17 protein-coding genes, 1 tRNA gene and 1 riboswitch are annotated in these 20,751 nt (G+C 67.7%); of the genes, 14 read left to right on the forward strand and 4 right to left on the reverse strand.

Going from position 1 to position 20,751, the window contains the following annotated elements; translation table 11 throughout:
* Positions 1-15: 15 nt before the first annotated feature.
* The 6 genes from QNM97_RS05880 (at position 16) to QNM97_RS05905 (ending at position 5,445) form a co-directional block, all read left to right on the forward strand.
* Entirely contained in the window at positions 16-1,086 is a 1,071-nt protein-coding gene (locus QNM97_RS05880) for a potassium channel family protein (RefSeq protein WP_208792014.1), read from the forward strand.
* 1 nt (position 1,087) lies between these two features.
* Positions 1,088-2,014, forward strand: a complete 927-nt coding sequence (gene nudC / locus QNM97_RS05885) for an NAD(+) diphosphatase (protein WP_208792013.1) — start codon at positions 1,088-1,090, stop codon at positions 2,012-2,014.
* A 74-nt stretch (positions 2,015-2,088) separates the two neighbouring features.
* The gene (locus QNM97_RS05890) at positions 2,089-2,361 is read left to right on the forward strand and encodes a mycoredoxin (RefSeq protein WP_006372925.1); all 273 of its coding nucleotides are present in this window, start codon (positions 2,089-2,091) and stop codon (positions 2,359-2,361) included.
* A gap of 101 nt (positions 2,362-2,462) precedes the next feature.
* A complete protein-coding gene (locus tag QNM97_RS05895) occupies positions 2,463-4,580 on the forward strand; it encodes an ATP-dependent DNA helicase UvrD2 (RefSeq protein WP_283821972.1) in 2,118 nt (705 codons plus the stop codon).
* A 118-nt stretch (positions 4,581-4,698) separates the two neighbouring features.
* On the forward strand, positions 4,699-4,974 hold the full coding sequence (locus tag QNM97_RS05900) for a hypothetical protein (protein WP_208792012.1): 276 nt from the start codon (positions 4,699-4,701) through the stop codon (positions 4,972-4,974).
* Positions 4,975-5,127: 153 nt separating this feature from the next.
* Positions 5,128-5,445, forward strand: a complete 318-nt coding sequence (locus QNM97_RS05905) for a WhiB family transcriptional regulator (RefSeq protein WP_283821973.1) — start codon at positions 5,128-5,130, stop codon at positions 5,443-5,445.
* 54 nt (positions 5,446-5,499) lie between these two features.
* On the opposite strand, the gene QNM97_RS05910 is transcribed toward QNM97_RS05905, so the two are convergent.
* The 3 genes from QNM97_RS05910 to QNM97_RS05920 all read right to left on the reverse strand — a co-directional run bounded on the left by QNM97_RS05910 (position 5,500) and on the right by QNM97_RS05920 (position 9,411).
* Entirely contained in the window at positions 5,500-6,813 is a 1,314-nt protein-coding gene (locus tag QNM97_RS05910; protein ID WP_283821974.1) for an ABC1 kinase family protein, read from the reverse strand.
* 57 nt (positions 6,814-6,870) lie between these two features.
* Positions 6,871-7,851: a hypothetical protein gene (locus tag QNM97_RS05915; protein ID WP_283821975.1), complete on the reverse strand. Its 981-nt coding sequence runs from the start codon at positions 7,849-7,851 to the stop codon at positions 6,871-6,873.
* 96 nt (positions 7,852-7,947) lie between these two features.
* Entirely contained in the window at positions 7,948-9,411 is a 1,464-nt protein-coding gene (locus tag QNM97_RS05920) for a zinc-dependent metalloprotease (protein WP_283821976.1), read from the reverse strand.
* A 141-nt stretch (positions 9,412-9,552) separates the two neighbouring features.
* Here QNM97_RS05920 and QNM97_RS05925 point away from each other — a divergent pair, with 141 nt between their 5' ends.
* Positions 9,553-10,602 carry a YlbL family protein gene (locus QNM97_RS05925; RefSeq protein ID WP_283821977.1) on the forward strand — a complete coding sequence of 350 codons (1,050 nt, stop codon included), beginning with the start codon at positions 9,553-9,555 and terminating at the stop codon, positions 10,600-10,602.
* 79 nt (positions 10,603-10,681) lie between these two features.
* Here the strand turns inward: QNM97_RS05925 and QNM97_RS05930 are convergent, their stop codons facing one another.
* Positions 10,682-11,287 carry a PPA1309 family protein gene (locus tag QNM97_RS05930; protein WP_283821978.1) on the reverse strand — a complete coding sequence of 202 codons (606 nt, stop codon included), beginning with the start codon at positions 11,285-11,287 and terminating at the stop codon, positions 10,682-10,684.
* 149 nt (positions 11,288-11,436) lie between these two features.
* Here QNM97_RS05930 and QNM97_RS05935 point away from each other — a divergent pair, with 149 nt between their 5' ends.
* The 7 genes from QNM97_RS05935 (at position 11,437) to QNM97_RS05965 (ending at position 20,668) form a co-directional block, all read left to right on the forward strand.
* Positions 11,437-14,463: a UPF0182 family protein gene (locus tag QNM97_RS05935; RefSeq protein ID WP_283821979.1), complete on the forward strand. Its 3,027-nt coding sequence runs from the start codon at positions 11,437-11,439 to the stop codon at positions 14,461-14,463.
* Between the two features lie 110 nt (positions 14,464-14,573).
* A tRNA-Met gene (locus QNM97_RS05940) sits at positions 14,574-14,650 on the forward strand.
* A gap of 129 nt (positions 14,651-14,779) precedes the next feature.
* Entirely contained in the window at positions 14,780-16,495 is a 1,716-nt protein-coding gene (locus QNM97_RS05945) for a phospho-sugar mutase (RefSeq protein ID WP_283821980.1), read from the forward strand.
* A gap of 301 nt (positions 16,496-16,796) precedes the next feature.
* On the forward strand, positions 16,797-17,123 hold the full coding sequence (locus QNM97_RS05950; RefSeq protein WP_283821981.1) for a histone-like nucleoid-structuring protein Lsr2: 327 nt from the start codon (positions 16,797-16,799) through the stop codon (positions 17,121-17,123).
* A 51-nt stretch (positions 17,124-17,174) separates the two neighbouring features.
* Positions 17,175-17,438, forward strand: a complete 264-nt coding sequence (locus QNM97_RS05955) for a DUF2630 family protein (protein WP_283821982.1) — start codon at positions 17,175-17,177, stop codon at positions 17,436-17,438.
* A gap of 264 nt (positions 17,439-17,702) precedes the next feature.
* Positions 17,703-19,616 (forward strand): propionyl-CoA synthetase, encoded by a 1,914-nt coding sequence (locus tag QNM97_RS05960; RefSeq protein WP_283821983.1) that lies wholly within the window; start codon positions 17,703-17,705, stop codon positions 19,614-19,616.
* A gap of 53 nt (positions 19,617-19,669) precedes the next feature.
* Positions 19,670-20,668, forward strand: coding sequence for an FUSC family protein (locus QNM97_RS05965; protein WP_283821984.1), 999 nt, complete (start codon positions 19,670-19,672; stop codon positions 20,666-20,668).
* Positions 20,669-20,670: 2 nt separating this feature from the next.
* A riboswitch (Fluoride riboswitch) is annotated at positions 20,671-20,745 on the forward strand.
* Positions 20,746-20,751: the final 6 nt, after the last annotated feature.

Consider the following 20,751-nt stretch of genomic DNA (forward strand, 5'->3'; position numbering starts at 1 on the left):
TGCGCGGTGCCGGCGATGAGATCGCGCGGATTCCGGCGCCGGTTTCGGGGCGAGGATCTCTCCGAGGGGCCCGACTACGCCCTGGTCGGGGTCGTTCGCATACCGGAACTCCAGCAGAGCCCGGGCCGTGCCATCGGCAAACGTGTGGTGTTCGCGGTCATCGCACTGTTCTTCACCGCGGTGCTGGTCTACCTCGATCGCGACGGATATCGCGATGTGCAGGAGAACCCGCTGTCGTTTCTCGACGCCCTGTATTACTCGGCGGTGACGCTGTCGACGACCGGTTACGGCGACATCACCCCGCTGACCCCGTCGGCGCGATTGCTCAACCTGCTCATCATCACCCCGTTGCGGGTGCTGTTCCTGATCGTGCTCATCGGCACCACACTCGAGGTGCTCACCGAACGCTCGCGTCAGGCCCTCAAGATCCAGCGCTGGAGGAACAACTTGCGCAATCACTCTGTGGTCATCGGCTACGGCACCAAGGGCCGTACCGCGGTCGACGCGATGATCGGCGACGGCATCAAACCTGCCGACATCGTGATCGTCGACTCCGACCCGACGGTGCTCGAGGCCGCCGAATCCGACGGTCTGGTCACGGTGCGCGGTGACGCCACCAAGTCCGACATCCTGCGGCTCGCCGGCGTGGCGCACGCCGCGAGCATCGTGGTCGCGACCAACCGTGACGACACGGCGGTCCTCGCCACGCTGACCGCCCGGGAACTCAATCCGCGGGCCAAGATCGTCGCGAGCATCCGCGAATCGGAGAACACCCATCTGATGCGCCAGTCGGGCGCCAACTCCGTGGTGGTGTCGTCGGAGACCGCGGGCCGGCTGCTCGGCATCGCCACCATGACGCCGTCGGTGGTGGAGGTGATCGAGGATCTGCTGACCCCCGACGCCGGGTATGCGATCGCCGAGCGCGAGGTCGACCCGACCGAGACCGGCGGCTCCCCGGCACACACCCGTGACATCGTGCTCGGCGTGGTTCGTGGTGGTGTGCTCCACCGGGTCGATGACAGTGAGGTGGAGCAGATCGAAGCCGGCGACCGATTGCTCTACGTGCGGAAGGGACCGGCGGACTGACATGGGCGCCTTCGTTTTCGACCAGCCGCCGCTGCTGTCCCGCGGCACCTTCGACCGCGCCGACGAGATCCGCGATGATCCGTCGCGGATGGCGTCGGGATGGTCCACCGCCAGGGTTCTCCTGATCGATCCGGCCGGGCGCTACCCGGTGACCGAGGAACGCGCGCTGCGTTGGCGCCCGGCGGTCGAGATCGCCGACACCCCGCCGCAGGATGCGGTTTTCCTTGCCCACATCGACGTCGATCTGTGGGCGCTGCGCGTGGAGACCCTCGACGGACGCACCGCCGACGCGCGGCGCGGGGCGGCCCGGCTCTCCGCCGACGAGGCGGGCCTGCTCGCCACCGCCTTGGGAATCCTGAATTGGCATGCGCGAGCACAATTCTCGCCTGTGGACGGCGGTGCGACCCGCCCGGCCCGCGGTGGCTGGGTCCGTCGACACGTCGAGACCGGTGAGGACGAGTTCCCGCGGACCGATCCGGCGATCATCACCGTGGTCCACGATGGCGCCGATCAGATCCTGCTGGGCCGTCAGGCCGTGTGGCCCGCGCGCTGGTATTCCACGTTGGCGGGCTTCGTCGAACCCGGGGAATCGTTGGAGCAGTGCGTGATCCGCGAAGTGCACGAGGAAGTCGGGATCACCGTCACCGATCCGCGGTACCTCGGCAGCCAGCCGTGGCCGTTCCCGCGATCATTGATGCTCGGCTTCGCCGCGGTCGGCGATCCGAGCGAGCCGCTGCGCTTCCTCGACGGCGAGATCGGTGACGCGGTGTGGTTCCACCGGGACGAGGTGCTCGAGGCACTTGCCCGCGGTGACGAATGGCAGCGCGACGATCCCGAACCCGACGCCGACGGCCCGCGGTTGCTGTTGCCCGGGTCGATCTCCATCGCCCACGCACTGATCACGACCTGGGCGCACGCGACGCCCTGAACGCACCGGCGCGAAGCGCGCGGTGGCGAGCATCACCGCGCGCCGCGCGGAACAGCCTGCCGTCCGATGATGTTATGGGTGCCATGAGTGAGGCAACGGCAACCCCGACCGATCAGCTGACCATGTACACCACCAGCTGGTGCGGCTTCTGTGCACGACTCAAGACCGGCTTGCGCAGCGCCGGGATCGAGTGGAACGAGATCGACATCGAGGCCCACCCGGAGGCCGCCGAATTCGTCGGCAGTGTCAACGGCGGCAATCACGTCGTCCCCACCGTGCTCTACGCCGACGGGTCCACCGCCACCAACCCCAGCATCGCCGAGGTGCGGGCCAAACTGGGCGTCTGAGCAACCAGCCCCGCATCCCTGTGGAGCGTCCCACGACGGTGTCGGGGGCGGCTGACATAGTGGAGGGCGTGCCGCAACGTTCCACGCAGAAGGGGGTCGAGATGTCCGCCCGACCGGAGGTCGCAGTCTCTCCGTCGCGCGATCGCGGCATTCTCGACGGACTCGATCCCGAACAGCGTGAGGCGGTGCTCGCCCCGCGTGGGCCGGTGTGCGTGCTCGCCGGTGCGGGCACCGGCAAGACCCGCACCATCACCCGTCGGATCGCGCATCTCATCGACACCGGGCAGGTCAATCCGTCGCAGGTGCTCGCCGTCACCTTCACCGCACGCGCGGCGGGGGAGATGCGTACCCGATTGCGCTCCTTGGGAATCGGTGCGTCCGGTCCGTCGGTATCGGCGCAGACCTTTCACGCCGCGTCGTTGCGGCAACTCCGGTTCTTCTGGCCGCGGGTGTTCGGCAACGCGTCATGGGAATTGCTGGACAACAAGTTCCCGTTGATGGCCCGCGCGGCGCGGCGGTCGGGGCTCGGTACGTCCACCGACACGGTGCGCGATCTGCTCTCGGAGATCGAGTGGGCCAAGGCGTCGGTGATCGGGCCGGAAGGCTATGTCGCCGCGGCGACACGGCTGATGCGCGAGTCTCCCGCGGCGCCGGAGAAGGTGGCCGAGGTCTATGCCGCCTACGAGGACGCCAAGGTGTCGCCGGAGGGGGATCGCCTGCTCGACTTCGACGATCTGCTCATCTACATGACCCAGATGATCGACGTCGATCCCGCCGTGGCCGAGGAGTTCCGCTCGCGATACCGGTGTTTCGTCGTCGACGAGTACCAGGACGTCACGCCCGTGCAGCAGGGCCTGCTCGACGCGTGGCTCGGCGAACGCGACGATCTGACAGTCGTCGGTGACGCCAACCAGACCATCTACACCTTCACCGGAGCCAAGGCCGACTACCTGCTCGACTTTCCCCGGCGTTTCCCGGAGGCGACCATGGTGCGCCTGGTCCGCGACTACCGGTCCACCCCCGAGGTGGTGAGTCTGGCCAATCGGGTGATCGGTGCCGCGCACGGTCGGATCGCCGGTACCCGGCTCGAACTCGTCGGCCAGCGTGCGCGTGGCCCGGCGCCCCGTTTCGTCGACTACCCCGACGAGCCGGCCGAGGCCGCCGCGGTCGCCAAGCGGATCAAGCGGCTCATCAACGATGGTGTGTCGGCGTCGGAGATCGCGATCCTCTACCGCGTCAACGCCCAGTCGGAGAATCACGAACAGGCGTTGACCGAGCAGGGCATTCCGTACCAGGTGCGCGGCGGCGAGGCGTTCTTCACGCGCACCGAGGTGCGGCAGGCGATGCGTCGCCTCGACACCGTCGCCGAACGTGGACTGCGTGAGGACGTCGACGTGACCACCGCGGTAACGGCGGTGCTGCGTGAACTCGGCCTCGACGACACCGAACCCACGGGTGCGCAGGCCAAGGCGCGGTGGCAATCGCTGCGGGCGCTCGCCGAGCTCACCGAGGACATGGTTCATGAAACCCCCGACCTGACGCTGCCCCAACTCGCCGCAGAGCTGCGGACGCGCGCGCAGGCGCGGCACCCACCGACCGTGCAGGGCGTGACACTGTCATCGCTGCACGCGGCCAAGGGACTCGAGTGGGATGCGGTGTTCCTGGTCGGCCTGACCGAGGGATCGTTGCCCATCAGCCAGGCCATCAAGGGCTCTCCCGACGAGGTCGAGGAGGAGCGGCGCCTGTTCTACGTGGGGATCACCCGTGCCCGGGAGCACCTGCAGGTGTCGTGGGCGGCCGCACGCAACGAGGGTGGCCGCTCCCGCCGGCGATCACGGTTCCTGTCCGGCCTGATCCCAGACGATTCGCCGGCGTCGCGGATCGCGCCCGAACGCAAACCCAAACGCGGCCCCACCTGCCGGGTTTGTGGGTCGAAACTGATCGACGCGACGGCGACGCTGCTCGGCAGATGCGAGAGCTGCCCGTCCGATCTCGACGAGGATCTGCTGGTCGCGCTCAAGGAGTGGCGCAGACAACGTGCCAAGGACGACGCGGTTCCGCCCTACGTGGTGTTCTCCGACAAGACCCTGCTCGCCATCGCCGAGCAGCATCCCACCGACGAGCAGGCACTGGTGTCGATCTCGGGGATCGGCGCGAGCAAGCTCGACAAGTACGGACCCGACGTCATCGACATCGTGAAAACCGCAGGTCAAAAATAGGTTGTGCGATCTACGCGTCGGCCCTTAGGCTGGTGAACACATCAGCACGGGGACGGCTGTGTGTCGTGTCGGCACCGGTCACCTGCGTGGCCACACGAGACCAGAAAGGAGCGGATCAGTGAACGCAATCATTCTCGGCGCCGCCGAGTCGACGCAAGCAGCGTCGGCACCGGTGATCGACAGCGGCATCGCCGTCTTCGACAGCGGCATCGCCATGTCCCGTCGGACCGTCGCCCCTCGCTACCGCTCCTGGCTCGACGAATGTGGCCATGCCACCGATCACCGTGGCGGCGCCGTCGCTCTGGCGCAGCCCGTCGGATTTCCGGCTCCCGCGGTAGCGGCAGCACGAGCCGACAAGCGGTTCCCCGTGCAGAACCTCGTATTCAGACGCTGACAGCGTCGGAACGGCGGCCACGGGCGAATCGCGAAAGCGAACCCGTGGCCCTTTTTGGTTGACCTCCCACCCATCTCGTCGATGTGCGGCAGGGCTCCACCAACGGCTCGGGTCGAGAACATCCGAAGAATCCGAATAGAGGTGGAGACAACAATGACGACCGACTGCGTTCTCGAGTCCTGTATGCCCGCCGATCGCTTCGACGCGGTCGGCATCGCGTCCGCCCCGGCTCTCGGGCAGACCGACCTTCCCTGCCAGATGACCGACGCCGACCTCTGGTTCGCCGAGGATCCCCGTGACCTCGAGCGGGCCAAGGCAATGTGTGCCGAATGCCCGTTGCGACAGGCATGCCTGGCCGCGGCCCTCGAGCGGGCCGAGCCGTGGGGGGTGTGGGGCGGCGAGATCTTCGATCGCGGTGTCGTGGTGGCGCGCAAGCGTCCCCGTGGACGCCCGCGCAAGAATGCGGCCTGAACGAAAAACCGGCCGTTCCCGACGAAAGTTCGTCGGGGACGGCCGGTTTCGTTGTCAGGCCAGGCCCGGCACCCACTTCTCCATGATCGCCCGGTAGGGTGCCTCGGCGTCGAGCTGTGCGGCGATGCCGACACATCCGGCGAGCACGCGGAACACCATCACATAGTGCTTGGGGACGTTGAGGTGCCGTGAGGTCTTGTACACCTCGCCGCGTACGTCGGTCGCGTGACCGGCCGCGCGCTGCAACCACTTTCGGGTGAAGTGGAACGACTCGGTGTACAGCGGGTCCACGTACGGACGCAGGTAGGCCTGCAGGTCGGTCGGCGAAACCTTGTCGACCTGGGAGCGCAGGATGAATCCCGCCGCCACCATGTGTTCCTTGAGTTCGTCGTACTCCTTCTCACGGGCGAGACGCAGGATCGGTCCGGTCTCCGGCGGCAAACCGTTCGGGTAGTGGCCGACGGCGCCGAAATCCAGTGCGCCGAAACGTCCGTCGTCGGTGATGAAGAAGTTCCCGGGGTGCGGGTCGCCGTGCAGCAGGCCCACCCGGAACGGGGAGGACACCTCGAAGGTCGACATCAGCGCCGCGGCGCGGTCGCGAGTTGCCTTGTCGCCGTTGGTGATGATCTTCGACAGTGGGGTGCCGTCGAGCCATTCGGAAATGATGACCTTGGGTGAGCTCGCCACCACCTTGGGCACCACGAAGTCCGGATCGCCGTCGAAGGACTTGGCGAACGCGCGCTGGTTGTCGGCCTCGCCGAGGTAGTCGAGCTCGGCCTCGGTGCGGTCGATGAGCTCGTCCATCATCGACTTCACGTCGGTGCCGGGGGAGAGCTTCTGCATCAGCCCCGACATCCGCGACAACGTCTTCAGGTCGGCCTTGAGCGCATGGTCGGCGCCCGGGTATTGGATCTTGACGGCCACGTCACGTCCGTCGGACCACACCGCGCGATGCACCTGACCGATGCTGGCCGCGGCCGCGGGCTCGTCGGAGAACTCCCGGAATCGCGAGCGCCACTTGGTGCCGAGTTGTTGATCGAGTACCCGATGGACCTTCGACGCCGACAGCGGCGGCGCCTCGGCCTGCAACTTGGTCAGGGCCTCACGGAACGGTTCACCGAACTCGTCCGGGATCGCGGCCTCCATGATGGACATGGCCTGGCCGACCTTCATGGCCCCGCCCTTGAGCTCACCGAGAACCGCGAACAGTTGCTCGGCGGATTTCTCCAGCAGCTCCTGGTTGACCTCGTCCTTGTCCCGGCCGGCCATCCGTTTGCCGAACCCGGCAGCGGCGCGCCCGGCCATACCGATGGGCAGCGAGACGAGTTTGGCGTTACGGCGACCTTGCCCCCGCGTGATGTCGGTCATAGCTTCCTTTCCCCTCCTCAGGATAGAGGAACGACGACACGTCGCCCGGGCCGTGCCTCACGTCAGCGTGGCGATCTCGTGGCAACCGCACAGCGGATGCGGCAACCAGGTGGTGCTCTCGATGCGCAGCGGCGCCGGATGCAGGTGCAGGACGCGGTTCACCAGGTGCGGCGGATCGGTCGGCGCCACAGTGCCGTCGGCATCACCGCGCGGGGCGAGGGCGTGGGCGAGATGATCGACCTGCTCGTGGGCGAGCGCGGCGGTGGCGCGGGCGATCGACGCCGAGGCGTGACCGCTCGTCCCGGCGAGTTGCGCGGCGAGCACCGGCCACGCCGGATCGCGGTCGGTACGGTGACGGTCGGCGCAGTTCAGGCAGCTCGACAGGCCCGGCAAGACCAGCGGCCCGAGCAGGCCTATGCCATCCCGCAACCGCACCTGCAGGTGCGGGGTGCCCACGCGCATCAAACGTTCGACCATCCACGGCTCGTGCACGACGTGGTCGGTCAGGACGACCAGGTTGGGCAGTGCGATCGGTGACATCTGCACCGTTCCGGGCGCGGTCGGGGTGGGCCGGCGGACGCTGCGCGTGACGCTGTAACCGGCGTCGGTCAGCGACGCCGACAACAGCGTGCTCAGCGGCCCGGAGCCGTGCACACGAATGCGCAGCGCACCGACCCGTCGCGCGAACGGCGGGCGGAGGGCCTTTCCCGCGGCGACGAGGCGGTCGAGGATCGCGTCGAGTTCGGATCGGGTGAGCCCGGTGTCGACGAGATCGGAGAACACCTCGCCGCGGGTGCGCGGACCGGACAGGGACGCCAACAGGTCGGCCACCGCCCGGCCCGACACCCGTGCGGGCAGTTCGAGCACCAGCGCCGAATGCGGGTCCGCGCCGATGTGCACCCGGTTGCCGGGGCGGATGAGGACCGCCGTTCCGTCCACGAGGACCGGCATGCCCGTCGGTGCTCGGGAGGCGGTCGCCGGCCGGGGCGTCCTTGTATCGAGGGCGGTGGGATCCGGTGTCGCGGCGGCCGCTGTCATGTCGATCACCATGCCACCGGCGGCACCGAGCGCCCACGGCGTTATCCACAGGCGGTGGGCGGCGCCGCCCCGGCTGTCACGACCATCGACGTGATTTCAGGACTTGTCGTCGCCGCCCTCGGACTTGTCGTCGGGATCCTTGGCCTTCTCGTCCCCGGCCTCTGCGGCGAGGGACTTCTCGAGTTCGGCGATCGCCGAATCGATGTCGGAGGTGTCGCCGCCGATCACCCGGTCGATGAAGGCTGCCGGAGCGTCGAGATCGGTGCCGTCGGGCAGCAGGTCGGGGTGCTCCCACACCTTGTCGCGGGTGGCCACGTCGGACGCCTCGAGTAGCGATCGCCACAATGCGGCTGCCTCGCGCAACTTGCGGGGGCGCAGTTCGAGGCCGACGAGGGTGGCGAAGGTCTGCTCGGCCGGACCACCGCTGGCCCGCCGGCGTCGCATCGTCTCGGTCAACGCGGCAGTGCTGGGGATGCGATCGGAGAGTGCTTGGGTGACAACGTTTTCCACCCAACCCTCGATGAGGGCGAGCAGTGTCTCGAGGCGTTCGAGCGCGGCCTTCTGTTCGGGGGTGGTGGTCGGTTCGAACGACGTCGAGGAGCTGATCAGCTCCTCGAGCTTGGACGGATCGGAGAACAACTCGGTGGGATCGATCCCCGCGGTGGCGTCGGTGATGCCGGAGAAGTCGATGCTGATTCCCCGCGCGTACTCCTCCACGGTGGCCAGCAGTCGTTGGCGCAACCACGGCACGTGGGTGAACAGCCGCATGTGCGCTGCCTCGCGCGCGGCGAGGAACACGATGATCTCCTGGGCCGGGAGATCGAGGCCGTCGGCGAAGGTCGCGATCGCCTCGGGCAACAGCACACCGACACCCTCGGGCGCCAGGGGCAACCCGATGTCGGTGGAGGTCAACACCTCCTTGGCCAACTGCCCCAGACCCTGACCGAGCTGCGTGCCGAAGGCCATGCCGCTCATCTGCGTCATCATGCCCATCATCGGTCCGGCGAACTGCGCGGCCTCGGCGGGCAGATTCTGCTCCCACGTCTTGGCCAGTTGCGCGGCAACGGGATTACACAGACCTTTCCAGGTGGGCATCGTCTCGTCGAGCCACTGCACCGGCGTCCATGCGACCGGCTTGCTGATGCCGGCCGGCAGCGTGGTGACGTCGTCGAGCCACACCTCGGCCAGGCGGACCGCATCGGCGACCGCCGAGGTCTCCTTGTCGAGGACGGGCATGAAGTTGCCGATCTGCTGACGCGCGAGGTTGGCGGCGAGCTGGTAATTGACCGGTCCGCCGGCCGACGGGCCGGTCATCGACGACCCCATCCCGCTCAGCATGCTGCCGAGCTGGCTGAACATCTGGCCCAGCGCCGACGGGTCGAGGCCCGCGGACGGGTCGAATCCCTCGCCCCCGAGTGCGAAACCGAAGGGATTCTGGGCGCCGAACGGATTCTGCGCGCCACCGGGGCCGTCGTTGCCGGTAGGGCCGTCGTCCTTGCGGCGGTCGTCCTTGCCGCTGTCGTCACCGGAGGACGAGAAACCGAAGGGCAAATCACTCATGTCTCCACGGTACCGCCAGCGCGACGTCACGACCCCCTCGATGATTTCGCCTTGAGCGTAGTTCGCGCAGGTCGGCTGCGCGGCCGACGCGTCGCGGTCTGCGCGGAGGTCGGATCGGGCCCATGTCCTAGGGTGGTCGGAATGAAGGGGCCTACCTCCCGTCGCATCGTCACCGTGGCCGTGACCGTGCTGATCCTGCTGGGACTCGTCGTCGTGGGGACGACCGTCCAGGTGCCGTTCGTCGCGCTCGGGCCCGGACCCACGGTCAACACCCTGGGCACCATCCAACTCGACAACCGTGAGGTGCCCGTCGTCGACATCAGCGGGGTGCCGACGCAGCACACCGACGGCAACCTGAACTTGACCACGGTGTCGGTGACCGACGGACTGTCGCTGTTCCAGACGATCGGGATGTGGCTGTCGGGAACGTATTCGGTACAACCCCGCGAGACCGTGTTCCCGCCGAACCAGTCCACCGAGCAGACCAATCAGCAGAACGTCGAGGACATGAGCAACTCGGAGAGCACCGCCCAGGCGGCCGCGTTGCGATACCTCGATCGGCCCACTGAGCTCGTGGCCGCGCTCGTCGCCCCGGACGGGCCGGCCTCGTCGGTACTCCGGTCCGGCGACGTGATCGTGAAGGTCGGGGGCACCGCGGTCGCGACCACCGAGGACCTGCAGAAGGCGGTGCGCGCGCACAAGCCGGGCGACGAGATCGCCTTCGAGATCCGACGCGGTGGGGCCGCCCAGACGGTCACCGTCAAGGCCGCCGCGCGACCGGGCGAGCAGAACGTCGCCTACATCGGCGTCACCCCGGAGGTGCGTAACGCCGACCCGAACCTCAAGATCACCTTCAACGTCGGGGACATCGGCGGACCGTCGGCCGGTTTGATGCTGACCCTCGCGGTGATCGATCGCCTCGGCACCGGGCAACTCACCCACGGCAAGTTCATCGCCGGCACCGGCACCATCGCCGACGACGGCGAGGTCGGACCGATCGGCGGCATCACCCACAAGACCCGCGCCGCACGCGATGCCGGGGCGACGGTTTTCCTCGTCCCCGACCAGAACTGTGCCGAGGCCGCCGGTGACGCCCCCGACGGACTGCAACTGGTCAAAGTGGAGTCCCTGGATTCGGCGGTCGACTCACTCGACGCCCTCGCCGCCGGTAAGCCGGTGCCGCACTGCTGATCCGGTGAGCCGGTGATCCACCGCGGCCGACCGGCCCCCTGAGGCCCGCTCCTCGGAGGCCGGGGCGAACCCCGCGGCCTCAGCCGTCGAGTGCCGCGGCGAGCGCGTGCTGGAGATCGGCCGCCATATCGGGATGGGTCCGCAGTTCGCGTGCCTCGTCGGGATCGTCGGGCACCAGTTCGAGCAGGGCCAGGCGCGCACCGCCGCGCAGTGCGCCGACGGCGAGCCGGGCCGCCCGCGCGTCCGGGTGATCACGGGCCGCCGAGCGCAACCGGGGAGCATCCGGTTCGGCGCCGGTGGCGGTGTCGGACAGATCGAGACCGGACCGGGGAGGCAGCACGACGATGTCGAGAACGACCGCCGCCCCCACCACCGGTTCCGGCCACGACGCGGTCGCGAGGAATTCCTCGAGCGCCGCGTACGGCTCGACATCGCCGGTGTCGGTGTCGGTACCGGTGTCAGTGTCGTCGTCGGTGCGCCGGGCGAGCGGCTCCTCGGCGAGCAGACTCAACGCCGAGTCGTCGTCGGGGTCGACGAGTTCGGGGTGCATCCGGGCCAGCACCGGCGTGGGAACCAGCGCGAACACCGCGGGCAGTTGATCGGGTCCGTTCGGGACGAGGAAGTCGAGGGCTTCGCGCAGCGAGCGGCCGAGGTCATCGGGGGAGTAACGGGTCGTGTCGGACATCGCGTCCATCATGCCCGGCCGATCTCCGGCCGTGGCGCCCACACCGCCCGAACCCCGCACCGCCCAGTACAGTGGGTGGCCACGCCGGAGGGACGGCACAACGGTCGCCGGATTCATGTCCGGATTGAGAACTTTGGAGAGTGGGTCAGGTGGGCGTTCGCGGGCCGGCAGGTTTGCCGACACTGTCGCGCAGGAGCAAGATCATCATCGGTGTCGCGGTTGCGTTGCTGATCATCCTGCTGGTCGGGCCGCGCATCGTCGGCCTCGTCACCGACTGGTTGTGGTTCTCCGATCTCGGCTACTCCGAGGTCTTCTCGACGATCCTGTGGACTCGAATCCTGCTGTTCGTGATCACCGCGGTGATCGTCGGCGGCATCGTCTTCGCCGCGATCGCGCTCGCGTACCGGTCGCGTCCGGTGTTCGTGCCCGCGTCCGGGCCCGGCGATCCGCTCGCACGTTATCGCGCCGCGGTGATGGGCCGTATCCGGTGGTTCGCGATCATCCCGCCGGTGCTCATCGGTGTGCTCTCCGGGCTCGTCGCGCAGGGTTCGTGGGCGACGGTCCAGACATTCCTGCACAGCACCGACTTCGGGGTGACCGATCCCCAGTTCGGGATCGACATCAGCTTCTACGCCTTCAAGCTGCCGTTCATCACCTTCGTCCTGAACTTCCTGTTCGTCATCGTCGTCATCGCCTTCGTGGCGAGCCTGATCACCCATTACGTCTTCGGCGGTATCCGTCTCGGCGGCGGCAGCGGATCGCTGACCAACTCGGCCCGCATCCAGCTCGCGGCGCTGGCCGGGATCTTCCTGCTGCTCAAGGCAACTGCTTACTGGTTCGATCGCTACAGTCTGCTGTCCAGTGATCGCAAGCAGGAGATCTTCTCCGGTGCGAGCTACACCGACATCAATGCGGTGCTCCCGTCCAAGCTGATCCTCATGGCGATCGCGATCATCTGCGCCCTCGCCTTCTTCGCCGGTGTCGTGCTCAAGGATCTGCGTATCCCGGCGATCGCCACGGTGCTGATGCTGCTTGCGGCGTTGGTGATGGGTGTCGGGTGGCCGCTGACGATGGAGCAGTTCTCGGTCAAGCCGAATGCGGCGCAGAAGGAAGCCGAGTACATCAGCCGCAACATCGCTGCGACGACCCAGGCGTACGGCATCGTCGCGGGTAAGAACGTGGACTACCAGAACGATTGGGGTGCGACCGCTCCGAGTGCCGAGGCGGTCAACGCCGACGAGGCGACCCTGTCGAACATCCGCATCCTCGACCCCAACGTCATCGCCCCCACGTTCAACCAGCGTCAGTTCCTCAAGAACTTCTACGGCTTCCCCTCCCAGCTGGCCATCGACCGGTACAAGGTCGACGGTCAAGAACGCGACTTCATCGTCGCCGTCCGTGAACTGGACCCGACCAAATACGGTGACCAGCAGCAGAACTGGCTGAACAAGCACACCGTCTACACCCACGGCAACGGCTTCGTCGCCGCTCCGGCCAACCAGGTCGACGAGGCCTCCGGTGATGCGACGTCGGGCAGTGACCGCGGCGGGCTCCCCGTGTTCTATGTCAGCGACCTGCAGACCATCCGTGATCCCAACTACGCCGCGACCGCGCCGATCAAGGTGAGCCAGCCGCGGATCTACTTCGGCGAGTTGATCTCCAACGTCTCGCCCGACTACGCGATCGTTGGCACCTCCGGCGGCTCGCGGGAGTACGACGAGGACAACAAGACCTACACCTATACCGCCGATTCCGGTGTCTCGCTGAGCAATTGGTTCGTGCGGGCGATGTACGCGGTCAAGTACACCGAACGCAACTTCCTGCTCTCCGACGCCATCAACAGCAACTCGCGGATTCTCTACAACCGTGACCCGCGCGACCGGGTCAAGCAGGTCGCGCCGTGGCTGACCGTCGATTCCAAGGCCTATCCGGCAGTGATGGCCGACGGTTCGATCAAGTGGATCGTCGACGGGTACACCACCCTCGACAACTATCCGTATTCGCAGCAGACGTCGTTGCAGGATGCGACGACGGATGCGCAGGAGCTGATCAACAACCAGGCGCAACGCAGCCAGGCCAACACGCAGGTGTCCTATGTGCGCAACTCGGTGAAGGCCACCGTCGACGCCTACACCGGCAAGGTCACCCTGTATCAGTTCGACAAGAACGACCCGGTCCTTAAGACGTGGATGAAGGTGTTCCCGGGGACCGTGCAACCGCGCTCGGAATTCGACAAGAACACCAGCCTGGCCTCGCACGTCCGCTATCCCGAGGATTTGTTCAAGATCCAGCGCGAACTGCTCGCGAAGTATCACGTGACCGATCCGACGGCGTTCTTCCAGAACAACAACTTCTGGTCGGTGCCGCCGGATCCGAGCAACGAGGACAACGCCAACCGGCAGCTCAACCAGCCGCCCTACTACTTCACCGCGCGCAATCCGCGGGGTGGTACCGGCTCGGATTCGCAATTCCAGCTGACGACGGTGTTCACCGGTTTCCGGGAGCGCAACCTCGCGTCCTACATGACGGTGTCCTCGGACCCCGGTTCCTACGGCCAGATCACCATGAAGGTGTTGCCCACCGATCGTCAGTCCGGTGTCGGCCCGCAGCAGGCGCAGGACAACATGAACAACTACGGCGCCGTCCTCGGCGACCGAAAACAGTTGGAGGGCACCACCAAGGTGACCTACGGCAACCTGCTGACGCTTCCCGTCGGCGGGGGCGGAATCCTCTACGTCCAGCCGCTGTACACCCAGACCAACAACGGCGGCGGTATCCCCAAGCTGCACCGTGTGCTGATGTACTACAACGCCGCGGCGGGTAATCCGAAGGTCGGTTACGCGGCCACCGTCGCCGAGGCGCTGGCGCAGGTGGGTATCAGTCCGGAGGATGCGACCGCGCCGCTCAACGGCGAGCCCAGCGGCAATCAGGCCGGCGCCGATCAACCGACCGTGCCGACGCCACAACCGAACCAGCCCTCCACGGGCAACGGTCAAACGGGGAACGGCCAGTCGGGGAACAACCAGCAGCGGGATGCGGCGGTCGCGGCGATCGGCGATGCGCTCACCAAGCTGCGTCAAGCACAGTCCAGCGGCGACTTCACCGCCTACGGTCAGGCGCTCGATCAGCTCAACAAGGCAGTTCAGCAATACGAGTCCCTCGGTGGCGGTAACTGACGTGACGGTCTCGAATGTGGTTGTGGTCACACGGTTTTCCGACCTGCAGGAATCGGGGCGGAGGCGATTTGCATCCGCGCCGAACCACCCTGTAACGTGGTGTTCACCAACGCGGGGTGGAGCAGCTCGGTAGCTCGCTGGGCTCATAACCCAGAGGTCGCAGGTTCAAATCCTGTCCCCGCTACCACGGAGATCCGGCCCCCGATCGCTGATGCGATCGGGGGCCGTTTCGCATCTGCACCCACGCCGTCGAGAGCAGTCGAGTGCGGACCGGTCTTGATACGTTCGGGTCCACACAAACGAGCAAGAGGATGCGATGAGTGCCGTGAGCGAGGGTGTGGTCACCGACGGCGAACTGGTCGCCCGCGCCGCGCGCTGGTGCGCACACGACCCCGACGCGGCCACCCGTGCCGAACTCGGTGCCCTCATCGCCGGCGCGAGGTCGCACGATCCGGACGCTCTCGCGGAGTTGCGGTCGCGGTGTACCGGTCCCCTCGAGTTCGGCACCGCGGGTCTGCGGGCGGCGGTGGGTGCCGGCGAATCCCGCATGAACACCGCCGTCGTCATCCGGGCCACCGCCGGGCTGGCCCGCTACCTGCTCGACGTCGTCGGACCGGACGCCGCCGTCGTCGTGGGTTGTGATGCGCGGCACGGTTCTTCACGATTCCGGACGGCCGCGCTGCAGGTGCTCTCCGGCGCCGGCCTGCGCGCCATCGCCCTGCCCGAGCAGTTGCCGACACCGATCACCGCGTACGCGGTGCGCGCGCTCGGCGCCGACGCCGGGATCATGATCACCGCCTCGCACAATCCGCCCGCCGACAACGGCTACAAGGTGTATCTGGGTGGGCGGGCGACCGACGCCGACGGGGCGGGTGTGCAGATCGTGCCGCCCGCCGACGCCGAGATCGCGTCGCGGATCGCCGGCAGCCTTCCCGCCGACGAGGTACCGCGCACCGACGACCGGATCGTCGACGCCGATCCTGCGCTGGCACACGGTTACATCACCCGCACCGCCGGCCATCGGCATCGTGCCGTGTCGTCGCCGGTCCGGGTGGTCCTGACCGCGATGCACGGCGTCGGCGGGTCGACGGCGATGCGAGTTCTCGAGGCCGCCGGCATCACCGACGTCCACCCTGTGCCCGCGCAGTTCCTGCCGGACCCGGATTTCCCGACCGTGGCGTTTCCGAACCCGGAGGAGCCGGGCGCCATCGATCTCGCGATCGCCCACGCCCGAGAGGTCGACGCCGACGTCGTCATCGCGCTCGATCCCGACGCCGACCGCTGTTCGGTGGCGACGAGCCGGGACGGACTCTGGCGGCAACTGTCCGGCGACGAGATCGGCGCCCTGCTCGGCGAGCAGGCCGCCGCCGACGATTCCCGGCCCGGCGACACCCTGGCGTGTTCGATCGTGTCCAGCAGGCTGCTGGGCCGCATCGCCGCCGCCCATGGTCTGCGGTTCGCGCAGACCCTCACCGGCTTCAAGTGGATCGCGCGCACCCCGGGCCTGCGCTTCGGCTACGAGGAAGCCATCGGATATTGCACCGACCCCGTCGCGGTGCACGACAAGGACGGGATCGCCGCGGCCGTCCGCATGATCACCCTGGTCGAGGATCTCGCGGCGACCGGTGCGGGTCTCGAGGACCAGCTCGATCACCTGGCTCGGGTACACGGGCTCCACAGCACCTCGGCGGTCGGCGTTCGCGTGGCCGATCCGTCGGTCATCGAGGCGGCGATGACGAGGCTGCGGTCGGCCCGCCCCGACCAACTGGCCGGGTCGGCGATCGTCGAGTTCGGCGATCTCGCGCGCGGCGGGAACGACCTCCCGCCCACCGACGCCCTCCTGTTCCGGACCGCTGCCGACGATCGCGTCATCGTGCGGCCGTCGGGTACCGAGCCCAAACTCAAGTGCTATCTCGAGGTGATCATCCCGGCCGACGACGTGCGTGCCGCAGGGGTGCGGGCGGCACGGGCGACGGCGCAGGCGCGCCTGGGTGACCTCGCCACCGAACTCACCTCGCTTCTGGGGCTCTGACCCGCGCGGCGAGGTCGGTGGCCGGCCTGTGGTGGCGCCGCGCCCGCCGCGCATCGGGTACCGAGAGGCACGTTCTCCGTGTCGCATAATCAGACGACATAAACCCTCCGAATAAGCACGGAATATCGACGTCACGTTGTTCCACGGCGAAAAATCTCGGTTTGGTTTACATGTGACAATTATTCATTGATGCTCGCCGAAAAACGCCCGATTCGGTGCCCGGATACAGAGCGCTAATGCCATACGGTGCTATTGTTCGTTTTGTATTCAGCACCACAGGACTACAAGGGGGCTCTATCCGATGGCACGTCGAACCGTTGTTACATTCGTCGATGATCTCGATGGAAAAGAACTGAAGGAAGCCGTCACAATCACCTTCAGCGTCGACAACAAAGCCTATGAATTCGATACGTCGCCAGCGCACGCCAAGCAATTTCGGCAGGATCTCGAACAATATGTGACGGCCTCACGCTCGGCCGGTAGCCGCCGGTCGAAGGCGGCCCGAAGTGCGCGTTCGTCACGCGATCTGAAGGCCGTGCGCGACTGGGCGCGGGCCAACGGTTACGACATCAGTGACCGTGGCCGTATCGCGACCGAGGTCATCGAGGCGTACCAGGCCGCGAACTGAGCGGCCGAAACCGTTCCGACGCCTGATGTGCCCGACGCGTAGTGTCGGGGCATGGCCGGCGACTTTCCGAATACCGACAGGTCCATCCGAGACCACATCACCGAGCTGATCGGGGAGGAGCACGAGTTGCGTGAGCGACTCGGGCGCGGAGATATCAGCAAAGGTGAAGAAAACGCGCGTCTGCGCGCACTCGAGGTGGACCTCGATCAATGCTGGGATCTACTACGGCAACGTCAAGCACGTCGACGGGCCGGTCAGAATCCCGACGACGCGTCGGCCCGTCCAGCCGACGTCGTCGAGAACTATCTGGAGTGATGTCGCGCCCGGGATCGAACCCGGCATCGCTCATGTCGCCGATCCGCATCGTCGACACCAATGCCCGCCGAACCCCACCCGTTCGGACATGCTGACCTGCCCGAACGGGTGGGTTCGTCGCACCGTTCGGCGCGATCTGCCGACCGGCCGGCGCAGGTGTGTCCAACCCCTCGCGTCGGCGTGTGAGGCTGATTACCCTCGAATCGGCAGTGTGGCGGGTCGCCCGACCACTCTGCCGCGACATCGATCGACGTGAGGACGGCAGTGGCCAGCAACAGCGACGCGCGTAGCTTCGGATCCGACAGCTACGACAAGGCATTTCGCGACAGCATCGACGACCGGGAGTCGTTCTGGCTCACCGCCGCCGCCGACATCGAGTGGTCGGTGCCGCCGACGGTGGCCCTCGACGATTCACACGCGCCGATCTATCGCTGGTTTCCCGACGGCACCCTGAACACATGCTTCAACGCACTCGATCGCCACGTGGCCGCCGGTCACGGCGATCGGATGGCGCTCATCTGGGATTCGGCGATGGTCGGGGAGGTGCGGCGCTACACCTACGCCGAACTCCTCGACGAGGTGTCGCGTTTCGCCGGGGTACTCGTCGCGGCAGGCGTCGGGGCCGGTGATCGCGTCGTCATCTACCTGCCGATGATTCCCGAGGCCGCGATCGCGATGCTGGCGTGCGCCCGCATCGGTGCCGTCCACTCGGTGGTCTTCGGCGGATTCGCCGCACCCGAACTCGCCACCCGGATCGACGACGCCGAGCCGGTGGCGATCGTCACCGCGTCCGGGGGTCTCGAACCCGGCCGCGTCGTGGAGTATCTGCCGATGGTGCACAAGGCACTCGAGCTCGCCGCCAAGCCCCCGACCACGGTGATCGTCAAGAACCGCGACGAGGTCCCCGGCTCGGCCGCCGACCACGACGGCTGGCTCGACTGGGACGACGAGATCGCCGACGCCACGCCGACGGCGCCGGTGACGGTCGCGGCCACCGATCCGCTCTACATCCTCTACACCTCGGGGACCACCGGAAAACCCAAGGGCGTCGTCCGCGACAACGGCGGCCACGCCGTCGCACTGGCCTGGTCGATGCCCAACATCTACGACATCCACCCCGGCGACGTCTGGTGGACCGCGTCGGACGTCGGATGGGTCGTCGGCCACTCCTACATCGTCTACGGTCCGCTGCTGATCGGCGCGACGACGATCATGTACGAGGGCAAGCCGGTCGGTACGCCCGACGCCGGTGCCTTCTGGCGCGTCATCTCCGAACACCGTGCCAAGGCGCTGTTCACCGCGCCGACCGCGATCCGCGCCATCCGCAAGGCCGATCCCGACGCCGCGCTGCTCGCCCAGTACGACATCTCCTCGTTGCAGACCCTCTTCGCCGCCGGTGAGCGCCTCGACCCCGACACCTTCGAGTGGGCGGGCCAGATCCTCGGGATCCCGGTCGTCGACCACTGGTGGCAGACCGAGACCGGCTGGGCGATCGCGGCCAATCTCCGTGGGCTCCAACCGATGCCGATCAAGGCCGGCTCGCCGACAGTGCCGGTGCCGGGATATCGCGTCGGCGTCGTCGACGCCGAGGGCGCCGCGGTGGCGCCGGGCACCGAGGGCAACATCGTCATCGAACTCCCGCTGCCGCCGGGAACCCTCGCCGGACTGTGGCAAGACGAAGAGCGTTACCGCAGTTCCTATCTCAAGGCCTTCCCCGGGTACTACCTGACCGGCGACTCCGGGTACGTCGACGCCGACGGCTACGTGTTCGTCCTCGGCCGCTCCGACGATGTCATCAACGTCGCCGGACATCGGTTGTCCACCGGCAGTATCGAGGCGGTCGTCGCCGCACATCCGGCCGTCGCCGAATGCGCGGTCATCGGCATCCACGACGACCTCAAGGGGCAGCGGCCCAGCGGGTACGTGGTGCTCAAGTCGGGAGTGGAGATCGAGCCCGACACCCTGCGCGCCGAGCTGGTTGCCATGGTGCGCAACGAGATCGGGGCCGTAGCCACCTTCCGCGACGTCACCGTGGTACCGGCCCTGCCGAAAACCCGATCGGGCAAGATCCTGCGAAAGACGATGCGCCAGATCGCCGATCACGAGGACTACACGGTGCCCTCCACCATCGAGGACCCGGACGTGTTGGCGGCGTTGGCGCGTCAGCTCGGCGGCTGAGGCCCCCGGGCATTCGGCGTCGGGGTGCGGTGACGCTGGGCTAGGGTGGGCGGGTGGCTCCTGACAGCGCCCGCCCGCCACTGTTCGTCTGGAACTGGCTGCCGGCGGTGGCCGCACTCGTGGCGGGTATCCCGGCGATCGTCGTGACGGCACTGGTCGACGTGGGCGCCGGAGCCGCGCTGGCGGTCGGCATGATCCCGGCGCTGGTCGTGGGAGTCCCGCACGCCCGACGCTCCCGGCTGGTCATCGTGGCGGCCGGACTGGTTCTCGGTATCCCGATCATCGTCGGTTCCGCCGTCGCTCCCTTCCCGGTTCTCGCCGTGGCGGTGATGGCGGCGTTGCCGGTGCTGGCCGTGTGGACGGCGCCGACGCTGCGACGTCCACGACTGTCGATGTTGCTGACGATCACGGCGCCACCGCTGGTCGGGGTGGGGCTGAGCTCCGACGATGTGGCCGTCGGCCTGCGGATCACCGGACTGTTCCTCCTCGGCGGCCTCGCCGCGTTCGTCGTCGCCGTGGTCATCCCGGAACGTCTCGTCCCGGACGGGCCCGGCGGTGGGCCGGGTCCGCGGGTACCGGGGATGCAGTACGGCCTGCTCGTCGGTGTGGTGGGGGCGATCACCGCGGGCATCGGATTCGCCTTCGGCTTCGATCACGTCGGATGGGCTTGCGCGGCAGCACTTCTGGTCATGAGGCCGAATCCGGATCTGCAACTGTGGCGGACCGCCGGACGCTTCGTGTCGGTGGTGACCGGTGGCGCGGTGGCCGTGGTAGTCGCCGACCACGCGCCCGCCTGGCTGATCGCGATCGCGGTCGGGGTGGTGCTCGCCGCGGCGGCGGGCACGCGCGGCAGCCGATGGTACGTTCTGCCGACCTTCACCACCTTTCTGGTCATCCTCATGCTCGGCGCGGCGACCACCGGGACCGCACCCGGACGCTTCGGTGAGCGGGTCGGCGAGACGCTTCTCGGCCTCGCGGTCGCGGCGGTGGTCGGTGTGGGTGTTCCCCTTCTGCGCCGACGCCTGCACCCGGAGTCGACCGACGTCGAGTAGCATCGGCCGCGGGTGATGGATCTCGCCCGGGCCGCGCGGCCCGAACCGCCGACAAGGCTGATGGCTCCTGTTCCGATTGCCGG

This window comes from Gordonia sp. L191, from assembly GCF_030077625.1.
In the GTDB taxonomy this organism is placed as follows: domain Bacteria; phylum Actinomycetota; class Actinomycetes; order Mycobacteriales; family Mycobacteriaceae; genus Gordonia; species Gordonia polyisoprenivorans_A.